At 65.7% G+C, this 19216-nt stretch carries 14 protein-coding genes; 10 read left to right on the forward strand and 4 right to left on the reverse strand.

Going from position 1 to position 19216, the window contains the following annotated elements:
- Positions 1-18 precede the first annotated feature (18 nt).
- Positions 19-813 (forward strand): fatty acid desaturase, encoded by a 795-nt coding sequence (locus tag AC56LV_RS21165; RefSeq protein WP_499560481.1) that lies wholly within the window; start codon positions 19-21, stop codon positions 811-813.
- Here the strand turns inward: AC56LV_RS21165 and AC56LV_RS21170 are convergent.
- The 3 genes from AC56LV_RS21170 to AC56LV_RS21180 all read right to left on the reverse strand — a co-directional run bounded on the left by AC56LV_RS21170 (position 749) and on the right by AC56LV_RS21180 (position 4975).
- Complete coding sequence (locus tag AC56LV_RS21170; protein WP_499560483.1) at positions 749-2314, reverse strand: PepSY domain-containing protein; 1566 nt, start codon at positions 2312-2314, stop codon at positions 749-751. The genes AC56LV_RS21165 and AC56LV_RS21170 overlap by 65 nt on opposite strands.
- Before the next feature lie 13 nt (positions 2315-2327).
- Positions 2328-4475 carry a TonB-dependent receptor gene (locus tag AC56LV_RS21175; protein WP_499560485.1) on the reverse strand — a complete coding sequence of 716 codons (2148 nt, stop codon included), beginning with the start codon at positions 4473-4475 and terminating at the stop codon, positions 2328-2330.
- A gap of 98 nt (positions 4476-4573) precedes the next feature.
- The gene (locus AC56LV_RS21180) at positions 4574-4975 is read right to left on the reverse strand and encodes a DUF2946 domain-containing protein (RefSeq protein WP_499560487.1); all 402 of its coding nucleotides are present in this window, start codon (positions 4973-4975) and stop codon (positions 4574-4576) included.
- Positions 4976-5122: 147 nt separating this feature from the next.
- On the opposite strand from AC56LV_RS21180, the gene waaF reads away from it, so the two are divergent.
- Positions 5123-6145 carry a lipopolysaccharide heptosyltransferase II gene (gene waaF, locus AC56LV_RS21185; protein WP_499560489.1) on the forward strand — a complete coding sequence of 341 codons (1023 nt, stop codon included), beginning with the start codon at positions 5123-5125 and terminating at the stop codon, positions 6143-6145.
- Between the two features lie 34 nt (positions 6146-6179).
- A complete protein-coding gene (gene rfaD / locus AC56LV_RS21190; RefSeq protein ID WP_499560518.1) occupies positions 6180-7190 on the forward strand; it encodes an ADP-glyceromanno-heptose 6-epimerase in 1011 nt (336 codons plus the stop codon).
- Between the two features lie 3 nt (positions 7191-7193).
- Here the strand turns inward: rfaD and AC56LV_RS21195 are convergent, their stop codons facing one another.
- On the reverse strand, positions 7194-9572 hold the full coding sequence (locus tag AC56LV_RS21195; RefSeq protein ID WP_499560491.1) for a DUF4214 domain-containing protein: 2379 nt from the start codon (positions 9570-9572) through the stop codon (positions 7194-7196).
- 239 nt (positions 9573-9811) lie between these two features.
- On the opposite strand from AC56LV_RS21195, the gene AC56LV_RS21200 reads away from it, so the two are divergent.
- The 7 genes from AC56LV_RS21200 to kdpE all read left to right on the forward strand — a co-directional run bounded on the left by AC56LV_RS21200 (position 9812) and on the right by kdpE (position 18763).
- Entirely contained in the window at positions 9812-10600 is a 789-nt protein-coding gene (locus tag AC56LV_RS21200; protein WP_499560493.1) for a TorF family putative porin, read from the forward strand.
- A 131-nt stretch (positions 10601-10731) separates the two neighbouring features.
- On the forward strand, positions 10732-10821 hold the full coding sequence (locus AC56LV_RS21205) for a potassium-transporting ATPase subunit F (protein WP_183549701.1): 90 nt from the start codon (positions 10732-10734) through the stop codon (positions 10819-10821).
- A complete protein-coding gene (gene kdpA, locus AC56LV_RS21210) occupies positions 10821-12620 on the forward strand; it encodes a potassium-transporting ATPase subunit KdpA (protein WP_499560495.1) in 1800 nt (599 codons plus the stop codon). The genes AC56LV_RS21205 and kdpA overlap by 1 nt, the downstream gene beginning before the upstream one ends.
- Positions 12621-12634: 14 nt before the next feature.
- Positions 12635-14734 (forward strand): potassium-transporting ATPase subunit KdpB, encoded by a 2100-nt coding sequence (gene kdpB / locus AC56LV_RS21215; RefSeq protein ID WP_499560497.1) that lies wholly within the window; start codon positions 12635-12637, stop codon positions 14732-14734.
- Between the two features lie 8 nt (positions 14735-14742).
- The gene (gene kdpC, locus AC56LV_RS21220) at positions 14743-15351 is read left to right on the forward strand and encodes a potassium-transporting ATPase subunit KdpC (protein WP_499560499.1); all 609 of its coding nucleotides are present in this window, start codon (positions 14743-14745) and stop codon (positions 15349-15351) included.
- A gap of 3 nt (positions 15352-15354) precedes the next feature.
- Positions 15355-18078 carry a DUF4118 domain-containing protein gene (locus AC56LV_RS21225; protein WP_499560501.1) on the forward strand — a complete coding sequence of 908 codons (2724 nt, stop codon included), beginning with the start codon at positions 15355-15357 and terminating at the stop codon, positions 18076-18078.
- Positions 18071-18763, forward strand: coding sequence for a two-component system response regulator KdpE (kdpE, locus tag AC56LV_RS21230; RefSeq protein WP_499560503.1), 693 nt, complete (start codon positions 18071-18073; stop codon positions 18761-18763). Before AC56LV_RS21225 ends, kdpE begins: the two co-directional genes overlap by 8 nt.
- The last annotated feature ends 453 nt before the right edge of the window (positions 18764-19216 follow it).

The following is a 19216-nucleotide window of genomic DNA, read 5'->3' on the forward strand; positions in this document are numbered from 1 at the left end:
ACAACAGGGAGAAACAACGTGTTCGAAGGATTCATCCAGCTCACCCCAACGGGCGTCGCGCTCACCATGGCCGCGTCGTACATCATGACCGTGTTTGCCAGCGAACTGTATCTGCACCGTTCGCGCAGCCACCGCGCGATCACGTTCCACCCGCTGCTGTGCCAGCTGTTCCGCCTGTGGATCTGGCTGACGACCTACGGCGTGACCGCCAAGGCCTGGGTGGCGGTGCACCGCAAGCATCACGCCAAGTGCGACACGGTCGACGACCCGCACAGCCCGCACATCCACGGCCTCTGGACCATCCTGACCAAGGGCACGCTGCTGTACCGGAAGGCCGCCCGCAACGCTGACCTGATCAAGGCCTACGGCGTGGGCATCAAGGAAGACTGGATGGACGCGCACCTGTACACGAAGCACCGCTTCCGCGGCGCGTTCCTGTTCCTGGCGCTCGAGATGCTGGCGTTCGGCGTGACCAACGGTTTCCTGATCTGGCTGTTCCAGTTTTCGATCCTGCCATTCTGGGCCTCGGGCTTCATCAACGGGATCTTCCACGTGGTGGGCTACCGTAACTTCCAGACCAAGGAAGGGTCGCGTAACTTCTTCCCGATCGGGATCATCTTCGGCGGCGCCGAACTGCACAACAACCACCATGCCAACCCGGCGTCGGCCAAGCTGTCGATGAAGTGGTGGGAGTTCGATGCGGGCTGGCTCGTCATCCGCATCCTCTCGTTCGTGCGCCTCGTGACCATCAACCATGTCGACCGGCTGCCGGCACCGGATGCGGCGCAGGCGCGGCGGCACGCGGCGGGTTGACGCCTGCCGGGCGCAGCTTCTTGCCAAGCCGGCGCCACCCGATCACCACGCCCGTCACGCTGAGCAGCAAACCACCGAGGCTCAGCACGACCAGCACGATGTCCCACAACGGCCGCCGTTCCAGCAGCGGCAGCCAGTCCCACGAATGCAGCATCGCGAACAGCCAGCGGCTGGCGCGCTTGCCATTGTCGATGTGGCCCAGAACCGCGCCGGTGCGCGGGTCGAGATGCACCCAGGTCGCGTGCGGATCGTCGAACACGATGCGCAGTACGGGTAGCGGCTTGTCCGCGCCACCCATCATCGTGTGCGCATCGCGGGCGTAGTAATACAGGTCGTACTCACTCAGTTGCCCGACCCGCGCGACGGGTGCGTCGACCAGGTGCGCGGCGGCAGCCTGCAGCGCCGCCGCGTCGAGCGTCAGTGGCTGCGCGGCGTGGCTGTCCAGCACCTGCGGCGCGCCGCCCGCACGGTAGGCCAGCACGCGATTCTGGCCCAGCACGCGCACCCAGCGCAGTTCGCGCACGGCGCCGGTGCTGGCGGCCAGCAGCGCCGGCGGCGCAGCGTCACGGTCCGTCAGCGTCAACGACCCGCCCTGCAGCGCCTCCATGCGCAGCTTCGGCGCGCCCGTGTCAAAGATATGCCACGGGTTCATCGACATCAGGCCGCTGAAGATCCACGCGATCGTCACCAGCGCAAACAGCAGCCCCGTCACGTGGTGCCAGCGCATCATCGCGCCCGGATACGGCGTGCGCGCGCCGCTGCGGTACGGCGCGCGAAAGCGCCAGCGCAGGATGCCGGCCACGGTGCCCGACAGGGCGGCCACGATGCCGGCGATGGCCAGGTAATTGACGATATTGGTCCAGTAAGGCTGGAACAGGTTGCCGCGAAACGGATACAGCCAGTGGATCCAGGCGCCGGCGTAATTCCACAGCTGTTCGCTGCGCGTTGCATCGCGCACGACTTCGCCGGTTTTCCCGGACACGTACAGCAGCGTGCGATCGGCATCCATCACCTCGACCCGGTGCAAAGGGCGCTGCGCATCGAGTCCGCGCGAATGGGTGAAGGCGTCTTCGTCGATCACGTCCTGGTAATGCACGTTCACGCCGGGGCCGGCCCAGGCAGCAGCGCTGGCCAGCGCATCGGCCGCGTTCACCGTGTCCACACGCGCGCCGCTGATGGCGTCGATGACGATGGCGCCGCGCTTGCCGCTGTTAATTGGCGTCGCCACATACACGGCGCGTCCGCCACTGGACGCCGCCAGGCGCAACCCGTCCAGCGGCTTGGAGACGCCGGCCTTGGCCAGCGCCACGTTAGGTGCCAGCAGCGGCGCCTTTTGCGACAGCGCCGGCAGATGCGCCAACCGTTCAGCGTCGGTCAGCTTCGGGTAGCCGACATACATCATGACGATGCCCGATGCGAACCACATCGCAAACAGCACGCAGCCGCCGATGCCCAGCCAGCGGTGGGTCAGAAACAGCCAGCGCTTGAGTTGTGCCTTCATGCCGGACTCCCCGTCAGAATGCCACGCGCAGCGACACGTCCGCCGTGCGCGCCGCGCCCAGGTACGCCATCGTGCTGTTCACGTTGGCGGCGTAGATCCGGTCGGTCAGATTGCGCACGCGCCCGACCAGCGTGACGTCGTGGTTGATCTGGTAGGCCAGGCCCAGGTCGACGAATGTGTAGGCCGGCCAGTACAGCGTGTTGGCGGCGTCCGCATACACCTTGCCGACCCGGCGCACGCCGACGTTCGTCTGCAGCGCCGGCGTGATGGCGTACGACAACCACAGATTGGCCACGGTCGCTGGCGTGTTGACCGGCGTCTTTCCGGCCAGTGACACGTTGCCCTGGCGGTAGTTCTGGTATTCGGCGTCCACGTAGGTGAGGTTGCCCTGCAGGCCCAGACGGCGCGTCGGCTGCAGGCCGACAGCCAGTTCGACGCCTTGCGACGTCTGCTCGCCAACGAGCAGGGTCAGGGCGCTGTTGTTCGGGTCCTGCGTTGCGATGTTCTTGCGTGTGATGTGGTACGCGGCCAGCGTCGCCGTCCCCTTGCCATCCCAGAATCCCAGCTTGCTGCCCACCTCAAACTGGCGCCCGGTGGTCAGCTCGCTGTTGTTGCGCACGTCCGCGAACGAGGCGGTCGACAGCACGCCGGACGGCGGGTCGGCCGCCGTCGCGTATTGCGCATACAGGTTCATGGCGGGCGTGACGTCCCACACCAGGCCAAGGCGGCCGGTCGTGGGCGTGTAGCTGCGCGCGAAGCTGGCCGGGCTGGCGCTGGTCACCTCGCGGCGGTTGGTCAGATCGAGTTCGATGCGCTCGTGGCGCAGCGCGGTGACCAGGTTCACGTTCGGCACCAGCGCCGTGCGGTTCTCGATATACAGGGCCGTCGTCGTAACCTTGTTGTCGCGGTCCGGCCGGAAGCCCGGGCTCATGCCCGGCACAGCAAAGAACTGTTCGGTGACGAAGTCGTACGGGTCGACCGTGCTGACCGTGACGGGCAGGCTGTTCGGAAAGCGCGTCTGCTTGTTGACGCTGACGTCCAGGCCAAAGGCCCAGTCGCTGCGGCGCGCGCCGATGCGGCTCTTGTACATGCCGTCAAGGCGATCTCCTACCATGCGCTGATCGTGGCGCTGGAGCAGGGCGGCCGAGCGGATCACGGCTGTGTTGGACGGGTTGAAGCGGTAGGTCTCGACGTTGCGGTAGTCGCGCAGCGCATCGTAGAGATACAGCGTGTTCGTGAGCTGCAGCGCGTCGCTCACCTGCCACTTGCCGATCGAGCGCAGCCAGTGCACGCGCTGGTCGTAGACACCGTCGGCGCTGTTGTAGTTCTTGAAGCGCGTGGCTTCGAGAATGCGCGCCTTTCCGGCGATCGGGTTGGCCAGCGGCGTACCCCAGTACGGGCGGTCCACGTCTTCCTGCTGGAATTCATAGGCCAGCGTGTGCGTCACGCCGCGCCCGAATTGCGACAGCAGGGATGCGGCCAGCTGGGTCGAGCGGCTGTCGACACCGTCGATCGGGCTGCCGGTGTCGCGGTGGTTGATGTCGATGCGCGCGTACTGGCCATCGCTCAGTTGGCGGTTCAGGCCGGCCGACGCTTCTTTCAACCCATGCCCGCCAAGCCGCACCTGGGCCTGAGACAATTCGCGCGCCCCGGCCAGTTTGGTAATGTAGTTGATCGAGCCGCCGACCGCGCCCGAGCCAAACAGGAAGCTCGATGGCCCGCCGATGGCTTCGACCCGGTCGATGATCCAGCTGTCGACGGGGCGCGCGGCGATCGCGTACTGAACGTTGATGCCGTTGAACAGCTGGCTGATCGAGCCGCTGCCGAAGCCCCGGTAGCTCACGCCGATATTGCCCGGCGCATTGTGGGCAGTCACGCCGGGGATCGCGCGCAGGATTTCCTGCGTGTCCTGGGCGCCGCGTACGTCGATCAGTGCGCGGTCGACAACGGTGACGGTGGCCGGGGTTTCGCGTGCGCTCAGGCCAAGGCGGCTGGCGGTATCAAGGGGCGTGTCGAGGTTCAGAAGGCTGCCGGCGCGCGGTGCGTCGGCCGTGATTTCGACGGTGGGGATGGCCTGGGCATACGCCTGCCAGGGTGTGACGAAGGTAAAACCCAGGGCGAGCGCGATCGTGCGCGGCCCGGCGTGAAGACATGGGGTCATTGCATTTCCTGTGCGCGCGACGAACGGCGATGGCGTGCCGCGCATGGTCCGCCGGTGCTGCATGGGGATGCAGCGCCGGAATTAAGGATGAGGACGGATCAGGAAAGGGCGGCAGGCGGCCCGCGCGATTGCGCAGGCGTCCAGGCAAATTGCGGGCGTGGCGCGTGGTAGAACAGGGGCGGGTACGGGTCGCGCTCCAGGCTGACCACCAGTAGCGCGCCGGCGTACGGCGGCGGTGCGATGGCGGCATGCTGGTGCGAGCAGCACAGGTCACAGTGCGACATGTCGGGCACCGGTGGCGCCGTCGTCTGGCCCGCGTCGTCCACGACCAGGACGTGGCGGGTGCCAGTGGCGCTGCAAATCTCGGACAGATAGGCATTGGCTGGCTGCGCGGTGGCCAGGGCCATTGCATGCGACAGCACGGGCGTGAACAGGCCGAACAGGAACGCCACGAGGACGGTCCAGCCATACAGCGCGCGGGTTGTGCGAAGCCTGTGCATATGAAAATTATAGTCGGGGCAGCGCGCCGCGGCGCACGGGTGGTCAATTTGTCCATCTTGCCAGGTCAAGGGCGACTGGGGCACGAGCAATACGGCGTGCGATTGATATAATCGCGGTCTACCATCCCGCTACCCACGACCAACACGATGCCGCGCACCCTTGTCATTTCCCCGAACTGGATCGGCGACGCCGTCATGGCCCAGCCCTTGCTGCGCCGGCTCCGGGAGCGCCATCCCGATCGCCCGATCGATGTCGTGGCGCCCACCTGGGTCGCCCCGGTCTGGCGCGCGATGCGCGAAGTCGACACGGTGCTCGAGTCGCCATTCAAGCATGGCGCGCTGCAGTGGAAAGAGCGCAAGGCATTTGCGAAGATGCTGGGCGCGCGCGGCTACGCCGACTCGTACGTCTTGCCCAACACGCTCAAGTTTGCGCTGATTCCGTGGCTGGCCGGCATCCCGCGCCGCGTGGGCTACAAGGGCGAGATGCGCTATGGCCTGGTCAATGTCATGCACCACGACGACAAGACCGCGCCGCGTCCGATGGCCCAGTTTTACCAGGCCTTGGCCGACACGCCGGTGCGCGACCTGGCGCGGCCCGAACGCCTGCCCGAACCGGTGATGGCGGTGGCGCCCGAGGAAGCGCAGGCCGCGCTCGCGCGCCTGCAACTGCCGGGCGGTGCGCACGTCGTGTTTGCGCCGGGCGCCGAATTCGGCCCGGCCAAGCGCTGGCCATCCACGTATTTTGCCGAGCTGGCGCAGACCATCCTGGCCCATCGCCCGGATGTGCAGATACTGCTGCTCGGCTCACCGAAAGACCGCGCCGTTTGCGACGAGATCACGGCGATTGCGCCGCAGGCGCACAACCTGGCCGGTTCGACCTCGCTGGCCGAAGCCATCGCGCTGATCTCGCGCGCCGCTGCCGTGGTCACGAACGACTCGGGCCTGATGCACATCGGCGCGGCGCTGGGGCGGCCCGTGGTGGCCATCTATGGCCCGACCGATCCGCGCCACACGCCGCCGCTGTCGCAACTGGCGCAGATCCTGTGGCTGCACATCGAATGCTCGCCGTGCCAGCAGCGCGAATGCCCGCTGGGCCACCAGAACTGCATGAAGCAGATCCTGCCGCAGGCAGTCTGGCAGCCCTTGCAATCCATGCTTGCCGCCGCGTGATGCGGGCAAGCCAAACGATCTAACAGAGGACCCCATCATGATTCTGGTTACCGGCGCCGCAGGTTTTATTGGCGCGAACCTCGTGCATGCGCTGTCAGCGCGCCAGCCGTTCAGCGTGTTCGCTGTCGACAATATGTCGCGGCCCGAAAAATTCCATAACATCGTCGACGCCGAAATCGCGGACTACGCCGACAAGGAAGACTTCCTGGTGCGCCTGAAGGCCGGTGAATTCGACAACAAGTTCACGGCCGTGCTGCACCAGGGCGCGTGCTCGAACACGATGGAGACCGATGGCCGCTACATGATGAAGAATAACTACGACTACACGGTCGCGTTGTTCGAATTCTGCCAGCGCCAGGACATTCCGTTCATCTACGCGTCGTCGGCCGCCGTGTATGGCGCCGGCACGGTGTTTCGCGAAGAGCGGCCACTCGAGCGGCCACTGAACGTGTATGGCTACTCGAAATTCCTGTTCGACCAGTACCTGCGCCGCTACTGGGCCACCAAGGGCAAGGATGCGGGCAGCCAGGTCGTCGGCCTGCGCTACTTCAATGTCTACGGGCCGCTCGAAGGGCACAAGGGCACGATGGCGTCGGTGCCGTTCCACCAGTACCACCAGTTCCTGAAGGACGGCAAGGTACGGCTGTTCGGCGCCAACGATGGTTACGAAGCCGGCGCGCAGATGCGCGACTTCGTCTATATCGACGACGTCGTCAAGGTCAACCTGTTCTTCCTGGACCATCCCGAACAGCGCGGCATCTTCAACCTGGGCACCGGCCGCGCGCAGCCGTTCAACGACCTGGCGGTGGCCACCGCCAACGCATTGGCCAACGAAGGCAAGCCGGCCTTGAGTCTGCAGGAGATTGTCGATCAGGGCCTGCTCGAGTACCTGCCGTTCCCGGACAAATTGAAGGGCAAGTACCAGAGCTTCACGCAGGCCGACATCTCGGCGCTGCGCGCGGCCGGCTACAACGAACCGTTCACCGACGCGGCCACTGGCGTGGCCAAGTACATGGACTGGCTGCGCGCACAGCCGGTGCGCTGATGGTCAGGGGCGGGTGTACTGCATGCCCAGTGCGGTTTCACCTGCCACCTGCGCCTTGTTTTCCGGGCTTTCGCTGAATCCGATCAGCAAACGTTCGATCGGCAGGCCGTTGTTCAACTGCTGCAACCAATACGCCGCACCGACCTCGTCCGGTGCCCGATGCAGCACATTGCGGTACATGGCGGTGACAAGCTGTGTTGGCGTTGGCGCCGCCCCATACAGGCCGGCGAACTCGCCGGATTGCGCGAATTCGCGGCCCATGTTGTCAAGTGACAAGCCGCCATCCATTGCGCGAATCCAGAACCCAAGCCCCCGGTCGTCCGGCTGGCGATTGAAGGCAGCGCGGTACAGCCGGTAGGTCTTGCCGGCGCTGCCTTCGATGTCGAAGGCCAGCGTCACATCGGTAAATTCCAGACGATACGGGTCGCGCAAGGTCTGCGTGCCGTCCCGGCCGGTGCTATCAAGGATGGTCAGGACATTGTCGCTGCGCGTGAGCGTGTAGGCCGAACGTGGCCCGCTGAGCGTGGCGCCGCTGACGGTCACGAACGCCGGTGCGCCGGGATCCGAATCGTACAGGTGCGCCAGTTCCACGCGCGGGATCAGCAGATAGGCGCCCGGCGTGGCGTGACTGAGCGTGAAGGCCCCATCCGCGCTGCGGTAATCGCCCGCGTTACCCGGCGTCAGCGCATCAAGCCCTTCAACGTCGACGGCACTCACGTGCCATCCCGTGTCCGGTCCGATGAAGGCAAAATCCGTGGCATCCATGACCAGTCGCAGCCGGATGATCTGTCCGCGATAGGCGCTCAGTGCGACCCGCAGCGTGCCGGTCAGCGGCGCCATCGAGTCTGTGCCAGACTCGCTGTAGGCATCTTTCCAGCTCGCGCCGTCGTCGCCGGAGACCTGCACCCGGAATCGCTGTTTGTTTGTCGCCGGGTGCATGGTACGGCTGACCAGCACCCGTGCGCTGTCGCTTGCGACGAACAAGGGCTTGCCGAGCGTGGCGCTTTGCAGACCCCAGTCGTTTTCGCCGACATGAAAGCGCAGCGCGCCAGCCGCGATGATGTCGTGGTGCCCGGCGTTCGCGCCCGTCCAGTGGGCCGTATCGAGTGGTGCCCGGGTGGTCCCGGTGGCGGCGCGCAGCATGGCTGTCACGCTGTAGCCGGTGGCGCCGGGCAGTGCCGCGATGCGTACCTGGTACGGCGTGTCTGACCGCGTGTCTGCTGGTGCGGTGACCACGGGCTGCAACCGGTTCGTGCTGGCGACGGCCGGATCGATGACCGTGACGTCGTAGTCGAAGCTGCGCGCCCGGTTCGCGATCACGACATTGGTGATGCTGACGCGATAGCGCACGTCGTTTGCCGGCTGCGCATGGTGGCCTGCCGGGTCGATGTCCGCCATTTTCCAGACAAGGGTGTTTTCGCCAACTCCGTCTTTCACCGGTTCGAGCGTGACGTTGACCGGTGCACCGTCGCGCGTGACGCTCACGATGGCCTGTGTGAAGTCGGCGTCGGGATACGACAGCGACCAGCGTTCGTACACGGTTGCGTAGGGCACGTAGCCCTTCGCCGGCCATGCAACGAAATCGTCGCGTACGGCCGACCTGGCGCCGAAATAATCGGTATCGGTCACCCACAGCGCATTCGCTGCCCACAGCTTCCTGCCATCGATTTCACCTGCAGGCACGTCGCCGGTGCCCATCGTGCGTGTGTTGGGATGGAAGATCCAGCGCCGGTGTCCGACAGGTCCATTGTCGCTGCCAGGATCCTGGATATAGCCGTCGATGACTTCGGGGCCCATCGTGCCGAGCGCCAGATTCGAGGATATCGCTGCATCGGCGCCTTCCTGCGTGTAGAACTTCCAGGTCGGTGGCGGCGTATGCGACAGCTGGCCGGCCGCACTCATGATGAGCGCCGCGTGCTGTGCCTTGGCGCTGTTCTGTTCCGATAGCCGGACGGCAGCCGGGAGGCCAGCCATCGCCCGATACCAGTTCACTCGTTGTATGACGGCTGCCCTGAACGCGGGAGTCGTCGTGCCCGGCGCGCCAGCCGCATGGTTGCCGGTCCAGCCGATCGGCGGCGTCGGCTCGCGGTGGATGCGATTGTAGAACAGGCGCACTGCCTCGCGGTCGCTCGTATCAATCGTGAATGGCGTGCCATCGACAACCAGCGCGGACTCCTTGCGCTGGTAATCCACGCCCGGTGCGAAGCCTTGCGCGGCCCGTGCCGCCTCGTTGGTGACGGGCGTACCAAGCTGTATTGCAGCGCGCGGGGAGGCCATGGACGCCGCGCTGCCTGTCTGCAGCACTGGCGCGTCGGATTGACCTCCGCAGCCAGCCAGCGACAAGAGCAGCAGGACAGCAACACCACGTGAACGACTGAACATAATTATTGCCTAATGGAAAATTGCAATAATTATGCCGTAGGGAAACAGGTGTGTATAGCAAAGAAGGCTTTGTTTGCGGGGATATGCGCCCGGCATGAACAGCAGCGGCGTATACATCTTGTTTACAACTGGTGGCAGCTTTTATATCCGGTTTTTATGCCTGAATCGCTAACCTGCTCGTGTTCCATGCGGCGCTATCTTGCGCCGTATGGGTTCCAACACAACCACGAGCAGAAACCATGAATGCATCGATCCAAGCGCGCCGCGCCGGCCTGGTGGCAGTCGCCATCTTCGCCATCAGCGGCGCCGCGCACGCCCAGACCACCGGCGCCGTCGAGGTGGCAGAACCCGCCGCTTCCGCATCACCCGTCACCTTCAACGCCGCCATCACGTCGGACTACCGCTACCGTGGTATTTCGCAGACGCGTCTGCAACCGGCGCTGCAGGGCGGCCTTGACTACGTCCACGCCGCTGGCTGGTACGTCGGCACCTGGGCGTCGACTGTCAAGTTCGCAAAGGACGCCGGGGGCGACGGCGACGTCGAGATCGACCTGTACGCGGGCAAGCGCGGCGAGATGACGCCGGGTTTGACGTATGACGTCGGCGTGCTGCGCTACCTGTATCCGGACAATGGCCTGGGCCAGGTCGCAGGCTTCGTCAATGCCAACACCACTGAGGTGTATGCACAACTGGGCTACGGCCCGGCCTACATCAAGTATTCGCACGCCACCACCAACCTGTTCGGCTTCGTCGACAGCGAAGGCAGCGGCTACCTCGACATCGGCGCCAATCTCGACGCGGGAAATGGCGTCACGGTGCTGCTGCACGCCGGCCGCCAGCGTGTGGACAACAACCCCGCAGCCGATTACACCGACTGGAAGATCGGCGCCTCGCGCAGCTTCACGCTGGCCACGGTCGCCGTCGCGTATGTCGGTACCAACGCCAGCAAGAGCGCCTACGCCTCGCCAAGAAACGGCAAGTTCACGGGCCGCGACGCGCTGCAGCTGACACTCAGCCGCACCTTCTGAACCCAACCACCAGAATAACAACCACGCTGAAAGCGAACGTCCATGGATCTCATCTATATCGGCGCGCTCCTCGTCTTCGTCCGCCTGACTTGCCTCCTGGTGAGCGGTTGCGGACTCCTCGGAGGCAAGCAATGAATCTCTCCTACGCAATCGGCGGCCTGGCTGCCTGCGCGCTCCTCGTCTATCTCCTAATCGCCCTGTTCAAACCGGAGGACATGTGATGGCCACCACTGAACTGATGACGCAGTTCCTGCCGCTGCTCGCGCTGTTTCTGGTCGTGCTGCTGGCACTGGCCTGGCCGCTGGGTGCACTGCTGGCGCGCATCGGCGCCGCCGACATCAAGCCAGGCGCCGTGCCCGGCCTGGGCTGGGTCGGCGGCATCGAGCGCGCGCTGCTTCGCGCTGCGGGTCCCGCCGCCGCCAGCGCCCAGACCTGGAAAGCCTATGCGCTGGCGCTGATCGCCTTCAATGCGGTGGGCGTGGTGTTTGTCTACGGCTTGCAGCGCCTGCAGGGCTGGCTCCCGCTCAATCCCGAAGGCATGGCAGGTGTCAGCCCCGATTCGAGCTTCAACACTGCCGTCAGCTTCGTCGCCAACACCAACTGGCAAGGCTACAGCGGCGAGCAGACGATGAGCATCCTGACCCAGATGGTCGGCCTGGCCGGCCAGAACTTCTTTTCGGCCGCCACCGGCATCGCCGTCGCATTCGCGCTGATCCGCGGCTTTGCCGCGCGATCGGCCGGCGCGATCGGCAATTTCTGGGTCGACGTCACGCGCTCGACGCTGTACGTGCTGCTGCCGCTGTCCGTGATCCTGGCCGTATTTCTGGCGGGGCAGGGCGTGGTACAGAGCATGGGGCCGCACGTCGAAGCGCAGGTAATCGAGCCGGTCGCGTACACGCAGCCGGCCAGCGATGGCCAGGCAGCGATCGAGACGCGTGCCGACACGCAGGTCATTCCGATGGGCCCCGTCGCGTCGCAGGAAGCCATCAAGATGCTGGGCACGAACGGCGGTGGCTACTTCAACGCCAACTCGGCGCACCCGTTTGAAAACCCGACCGCGCTGTCGAACTTCGCGCAGATGGTGGCCATCTTCCTGATTCCGGCCGCACTGTGCTTCGCGTTCGGCCGCATGGTGGGCGACACCCGCCAGGGCTGGGCCGTGCTGGGCACGATGACGCTGATCTTCGTGATCGCGGCCATCGGGGCCTTCGCCGCCGAGCAGCAAGCCAATCCGCTGCTCACGCCATTGGGCATCGACCAGGCGGCAAGCAGCCTGCAGTCGGGCGGCAATATGGAAGGCAAGGAAACCCGCTTCGGCATCGCCGCATCGAGCCTGTTTGCCGTCGTGACCACGGCCGCCTCGTGTGGCGCGGTCAACGCCATGCACGATTCGTTCACGCCGCTGGGCGGCATGGTGCCGATGGTGATGATGCAGTTCGGTGAAGTGATCTTCGGCGGTGTCGGCTCGGGCCTGTACGGCATGCTGGTGTTCGCGATCCTGACGGTGTTCATCGCCGGCCTGATGATCGGCCGCACGCCGGAATACCTGGGCAAGAAGATCGGCGCGTTCGAAATGAAGATGGTCGCCGTCGTCATTCTGGTGACGCCTTGCCTGGTCTTGCTGGGCACTGCGCTGGCCGTGACCACCGGTCTTGGCGCGGCCGGCGTGGCCAATCCGGGCGCGCACGGCTTCTCCGAAATCCTGTACGCGCTGACGTCCGCCGCGAACAACAATGGCAGCGCGTTTGCGGGCTTGTCGGCCAATACGCCGTTCTATAACACGCTGCTGGCCGTGGCGATGTGGTTCGGCCGCTTCGCCGTGATCGTGCCGGTGCTGGCGATTGCCGGCTCGCTGGCCGGGCGTCAGCGCCTGCCCGCCACGCCCGGTACCTTGCCCACCCATGGCCTGATGTTCGTCGCCATGCTGGCCGCGATCGTCGTGCTGGTCGGTGTCCTCAACTACGTCCCGGCGCTGGCGCTGGGTCCCGTGGTCGAACACCTGCAATTGTTCGGAGAATGACAATGGATCAATCAATGATCAACCCAACTGAAGCAACCCCGGTCCAGGCGCCCCGTAAATCGCTGAACCTGTTCGACGGGGCGCTGGTGTGGCCGGCGATGCTCGACGCATGCAAGAAGCTGCATCCACGCACGCAACTGCGCAGCCCCGTGATGTTCGTCGTCTACGTCGGCAGCATCATCACCACGCTGCTGTGGTTCCAGGCGCTGGCCGGGCACGGCGAAACAAGCGCCGGCTTCATCCTGGCCACCGCCGTCTGGCTCTGGTTCACGGTGCTGTTCGCGAACTTTGCCGAAGCGCTGGCAGAAGGGCGCAGCAAGGCGCAGGCGGCATCGTTGCGCAATCTGCGCCAGACCGTGACGGCCAAGAAGCTCGAGGCGCCCAAGCATGGCGAGCCATGGCAGGCCTGCCCGTCGGGCGATCTGCGCAAGGGCATGTTCTTCCTGGTCGAAGCGGGAGACGTGATTCCCGTAGACGGCGAAGTGGTCGATGGCGTGGCCTCAGTCGACGAAAGCGCCATCACCGGCGAATCGGCGCCTGTGATCCGCGAGTCGGGCGGCGACTTCGGCTCGGTCACCGGCGGCACCCGCGTGCTGTCGGACTGGCTGGTGGTGCAGGTGAGCGCCAATCCCGGCGAAACGTTCCTCGACCGGATGATCGGCATGGTCGAAGGCGCGTCGCGCAAGAAGACCCCGAACGAGGTCGCGCTGACCATCCTGCTGGTCGCACTGACGATCGTGTTCCTGGTCGTGACCGTAACGCTGCTGCCGTTCTCGCTGTTTGCGGTGCAGGCGTCCGGCAGCGGTTCGCCGGTGACGCTCACTGCGCTGGTGGCGCTGCTGGTGTGCCTGATCCCGACGACGATTGGCGGCCTGCTGTCGGCAATCGGCGTGGCCGGCATGAGCCGCATGTTGCAGGCCAACGTGATTGCGACGTCGGGCCGCGCGGTGGAAGCCGCTGGCGATGTCGACGTGCTCCTGCTCGACAAGACGGGCACCATCACGTTCGGTAACCGCCAGGCCGCCGCGTTCCTGCCGGCGCCCGGCGTGACCGAAGAAGAACTGGCCGACGTGGCGCAACTGGCCTCGCTGGCCGACGAAACGCCGGAAGGCCGCAGCATCGTGGTGCTGGCCAAGAACCGCTTCAATCTGCGCGAACGGGCGATGGAATCGCTCGGCGCGGTGTTCGTGCCGTTCACGGCGCAGACACGCATGAGTGGTGTGGACCTGGGCGAGCGGCAGTTGCGCAAGGGCGCCGCCTCGGCGCTGCGGCGTCATATGGAGTCGCTCGGCGCGGTCTGGCCCGGCGACGTGGAGCGCAGCGTCGACGAAGCGTCGCGCCGTGGCAGCACGCCGCTGGTGGTGGCCGATGGCAGCCGCGTGATGGGCGTGGTCGAACTCAAGGACGTCGTCAAGGGCGGCATCCGCGAGCGCTTCGCCGAACTGCGCCGCATGGGCGTCAAGACCGTGATGGTCACCGGCGACAACAAGCTCACGGCGGCAGCGATTGCGGCCGAAGCCGGAGTCGACGACTTCATCGCCGAAGCGACGCCGGAAGAAAAGCTGGCGCTGATCCGCACCTATCAGAGCGAAGGCAAGCTGGTGGCGATGACGGGCGACGGCACCAACGATGCGCCGGCGCTGGCCCAGGCCGACGTCGCCGTGGCGATGAACTCGGGCACGCAGGCAGCCAAGGAGGCCGGCAATATGGTCGACCTGGATTCGAATCCGACCAAGCTGCTGGAGATCGTCGAAATCGGCAAGCAGATGCTGATGACGCGCGGCGCGCTGACGACGTTCTCGATCTCGAACGACATCGCCAAGTATTTCGCGATCGTGCCGGCGATGTTCGTCGCCACCTATCCCGAGCTGAAGGCACTGGACGTGATGGGGCTGACCAGCCCATCGTCGGCCATCATGTCGGCGGTGATTTTCAATGCCCTGATCATCGTGGTCCTGATTCCGCTGGCGCTGCGCGGCGTGCGTTATCGCGCCATCGGCGCGGCGGCCCTGCTGCGCCGGAACATGCTGATCTACGGCCTTGGCGGTCTGCTGCTGCCATTCGCCGGCATCAAGCTGATCGACATGGCGCTCACTGCGCTCAATCTGACCTAGGAGTTTTCATGCAATCGATTCTTCGCCCCGCACTCGTGCTGTTCGCGGTGCTCACCTTGATCTGCGGCGTGCTCTATCCACTGGCCGTGACCGGGATCGCCCAGGCGGCGTTCCCCGTCCAGGCCAATGGCAGCCTGGTGGAACGGGATGGCAAAACGGTCGGCTCGGCGCTGATCGGCCAGTCGTTCACTGCGCCGGGCTACTTCTGGGGCCGGCCATCGGCCACCGGTCCGATGGCCAATAACGGCGGCGGCTCCGGCGGCTCGAACCAGGGCCCGCTCAACCCGGCCCTGCAGGAAGCGGTCAAGGGCCGCGTCGCTGCGCTGCGCGCAATCGACCCGTCCAATACGGCGCCGGTGCCGGTCGACCTGGTGACGGCGTCGGCCAGCGGTCTGGATCCCGAGATCAGCGTGGCGGGCGCGCAGTACCAGGCAGCGCGGGTGGCGCGTGCGCGCGCGATGCCGGTCGAACGGGTCGGCGCGCTGATCGAACGGCACACCGAGCTGCCTCTGCCTGGGCTGCCAGGTGCGCCGCGCGTGAACGTGCTGGCGCTGAACCTGGCGCTGGACCAGGCTGTCGGCGTGGCCAGCGGCGCTGAAAGCGGGCATACTCGTTAGACCATGCCCCACGACGACCAGCGACCCGACCCCGACGCACTGCTTGCGCAACTGCGCGAGCAGGACCGGCGCGCCGCGCGTGGCCGCCTGCGCATCTATTTCGGCGCTTCGGCCGGCGTGGGTAAGACCTACGCCATGCTGCAAGAGGCGCGCAAGCTGCAGCGCGATGGCGCCGCGCCGCTGGTAGGCGTCATCGAAACCCACGGGCGCACCGAGACGGCGCGCCTGCTCGACGGGCTAGAACTGCTGCCACGCCGGCGCATCGACTACCGCGGCAAGACGCTCGACGAATTCGATCTCGATGCCGCGCTGGTGCGTGCACCCGGCGTGATCCTGGTCGATGAACTGGCGCATTCGAACGCGCCCGGTTCGCGCCATCCCAAGCGCTGGCAGGACGTCGAAGAATTGCTGGCGGCGGGCATCGACGTGCTCACCACCGTCAACGTGCAGCACCTGGAAAGCCTGAACGATGTGGTGGGGGGCATCGCCGGCATCCGCGTGGCCGAGACGGTGCCCGATCGCGTGTTCGACAGCGCCGACGAAATCGTGATGGTCGACCTGACGGCCGATGCGCTGCTGGCGCGCCTGAAAGAGGGCAAGGTGTATCAGCCGCAGCAGGCCGAGCGCGCCGCCGGTAATTTCTTCAAAAAGGGCAACCTGATCGCGCTGCGCGAACTGGCGCTGCGCCGCACGGCCGACCGTGTCGAAGGCGACGTGCGTGCCTGGCGCGAAGCGCAATCGATCGACGCGATCTGGAAGACCGGCGCTGGCCTCTTGGTGTGTCTCGGACCGGGAACGCACGCCGAGCACGTCGTGCGCAGCAGTGCGCACATGGCCTCGCAACTGGGTACGGGCTGGCACGCGGTGTATGTCGAGACGGCGCGCCTGGGCAAGCTGCCCGAGGCTGCGCGAGCGCGCATCATGGACACGCTCAAGCTCGCGCACAGCCTGGGCGCCACCACGGCCGTGCTGTCGGGTGAAGACATCGCGGCCAGCACGCTCGATTACGCGCGCGACCATAACCTGTCGCGCATCGCGCTGGGCCGGGATGGATCGCGCTTGCCGTGGCGCCGGCGTACTGCGCGCCGGCTTGCGCGGCTTGCGCCGGGTGTGGACCTGATCGAGATCGGGCAGCCGGCGGTGCCGCCTGCTGCGGTAAGCGGCGCGGTGGCAGCCGTGGTTGCGGCTACGCCGCCGCGCCAGTCGTTGACGCCGCACGCGTGGGCTGCGGGCGCGAGCCTGCTCACGGCGCTGGTGGCGACGCCGCTGCGGCCGTGGCTCGATCTGGCCAATATCGTCATGCTGTTCCTGCTGGTGGTGCTGCTCGTGGCCATGCGCTTCGGGCGCGCGCCATCGGTCACCGCCACCTGCGTCGGCGTGGCCAGCTTCGATTTCTTCTTCGTGCCGCCGCGTTTCGATTTCGCGGTGAGCGACGTGCAATACCTGATTACGTTCGCCGTGATGCTGGCCGTGGGCCTGATTACCGGACACCTGACGGCCGGCCTGCGTTTCCAGGCGCGTGTGGCGGCCCAGCGAGAGCGGCGCGTGCGCGCGCTGTACGAATTCGCGCGCGAGTTGTCAGGTGCGCTGGCGGCGTCGCAGGTGTTCGAATCCAGCCGCGCCGTGATCCAGAATGCGTTCGGCGCGCGCGCCACGCTGCTGGTGCCCGATGCCGACGGGCGGCTCGGCATGCCGCCGGCGGATGATGGCGCTGTGGCCAGTCAGGTGTCCGGCAACGTCGACCTGGGCATCGCCCAGTGGGCGTATGACCACGCGCAGCCGGCCGGCCTGGGCACGGACACGCTGCCGGCATGCCCGTTGTTCTATCTGCCGCTGGTGGCGCCGATGCGCACGCGCGGCGTGCTGGCGATCGAGCCGGAAGGCGGGCGCTGGGTCTTGATTCCCGAGCAGCGGCGCCAGCTCGACGCTCTGGCGGCGCTGGCCGCGATCGCGCTCGAGCGCGTGCATTACGTCGAAGTGGCGCAGGCCGCATTGGTGAACATGGAATCGGAGCGGCTGCGCAATTCGCTGCTGGCGGCGCTGTCGCACGATCTGCGCACGCCGCTCACGGCGCTGGTGGGCTTGTCTGAATCGCTGCTGCGCGGCGAGCCGGCGCTGCCGGCCAACGCGCTGGCACTGGCGCAGGCGCTGCACGATGAAGCGGTGCGCATGGGGACCCTGGTAGCGAACCTGCTGGACATGGCGCGCATCGAAAGCGGCGAAGTGCGGTTCAACCTGGAATGGCAGGCGCTCGAAGAAGTCATCGGCAGCGCACTGCGCGCCTGCGGCGCGGCGCTGCGCCAGCACACGGTGACGGTGCACCTGCCGCCCGATATGCCATTGGTGCGGTTCGATGCCGTACTGATCGAACGCGTGCTGTGCAACCTCGTTGAAAATGCCGCAAAATACACGCCGCCCGGCTCGCACATCGAGATCGCCGCCATGGCGCGCGGGACCTGGATCGACGTCACAGTGAGCGACGATGGTCCGGGCCTGCGCGCCGGCAGCGAAGAAGCGATCTTCGAAAAATTCACGCGCGGCGAGCGCGAATCGGCGCTGCCCGGCGTGGGCCTGGGCCTGGCGATCTGCCGCGCGATCATCGGTGCACACGGCGGCATGATCCGCGCCTGCACATCAACCCTGGGCGGCGCCGGCTTCGTGTTCTCGCTGCCGGCCGGCAGCCCCCCTGAACTGGACTTGCTGTCGATGGAGACAAACGATGCTTGACGCGCCTTGCGCACTGCTGGTCGAGGACGAGCCGCAGATCCGCCGTTTCGTGCGCGCCGCACTCGAACAGGAAGGCTGGCAGGTGCACGAATCGGTGAGCATGGCGCGCGGCCTGATCGACGCCGGCACGCGCCGCCCCGACCTGATCGTGCTCGACCTCGGCCTGCCGGACGGCGACGGCATCGACTTCATCCATGATGTGCGCAAATGGTCGGCGGTGCCGATCATCGTGCTGTCGGCGCGCGTGGCCGAGGGCGAGAAAATCCGCGCGCTCGACGCCGGCGCCGACGACTACCTGACGAAGCCCTTCGGCACCGGCGAACTCCTTGCCCGCGTACGCGCCACGCTGCGCCGCCAGCGCCAACCCGCCGCCGGCGGCGACAGCAAAACGCACTTCAGCGACGTCTCAGTGGACCTGCAAGACCGGGTGGTCACGCGAAACGGCGAACACGTCCACCTGACCCCCACCGAATACCGTCTGCTCGCCGTCCTGGTCAGCAACGCCGGCCGCGTAATGACGGCCCCGCAACTGCTGCGCGCCGTCTGGGGCCCCGGCCACGCCGAAAGCGGCCACTACCTGCGCATCTACATGGGCCACCTGCGCCACAAACTCGAACCCGACCCCGCCCAACCCCGCCACCTCCTCACCGAAACCGGCGTCGGCTACCGCCTCTGGCTCAGCTAACAAAATCCCCCAATCAATATTAAATAAATTAGGGTCAGAGTAGAATTAAAAAGCAATTTTCAAAGTTGCCAGTTAATTCGACTCTGACCCTAATTAATTTGCAACGCTTTTCCCAAAATCTAAATTAGGGTCAGAGTCGAATTGTTTGACAACATTCGGTAATTGCCCAACAAATCTACTCCGACCCTAATCGATTCTGCCTTTTTACCTGTATTTTTCTTGCGCTATCGAATTCTGTGGCAGAAAGAAAGATCCTCTAATCATTTAAATGGGCCATGAATTCGATTTAATGAATCTAGGAATCAAAATATCGAAAAGTGGCGATCAATTGCTCAATAATTCGACTCTGAGGTATCCCGGGTTTCGTGGACATCCGTAATAGGAGACAATAGTCACCATGGATAAAACGACAAAACCCTCGCCCAAGCGGACTATTCACACCAGCGAATTCAA

This window comes from Telluria sp. RB2R28 (genome assembly GCF_059685835.1).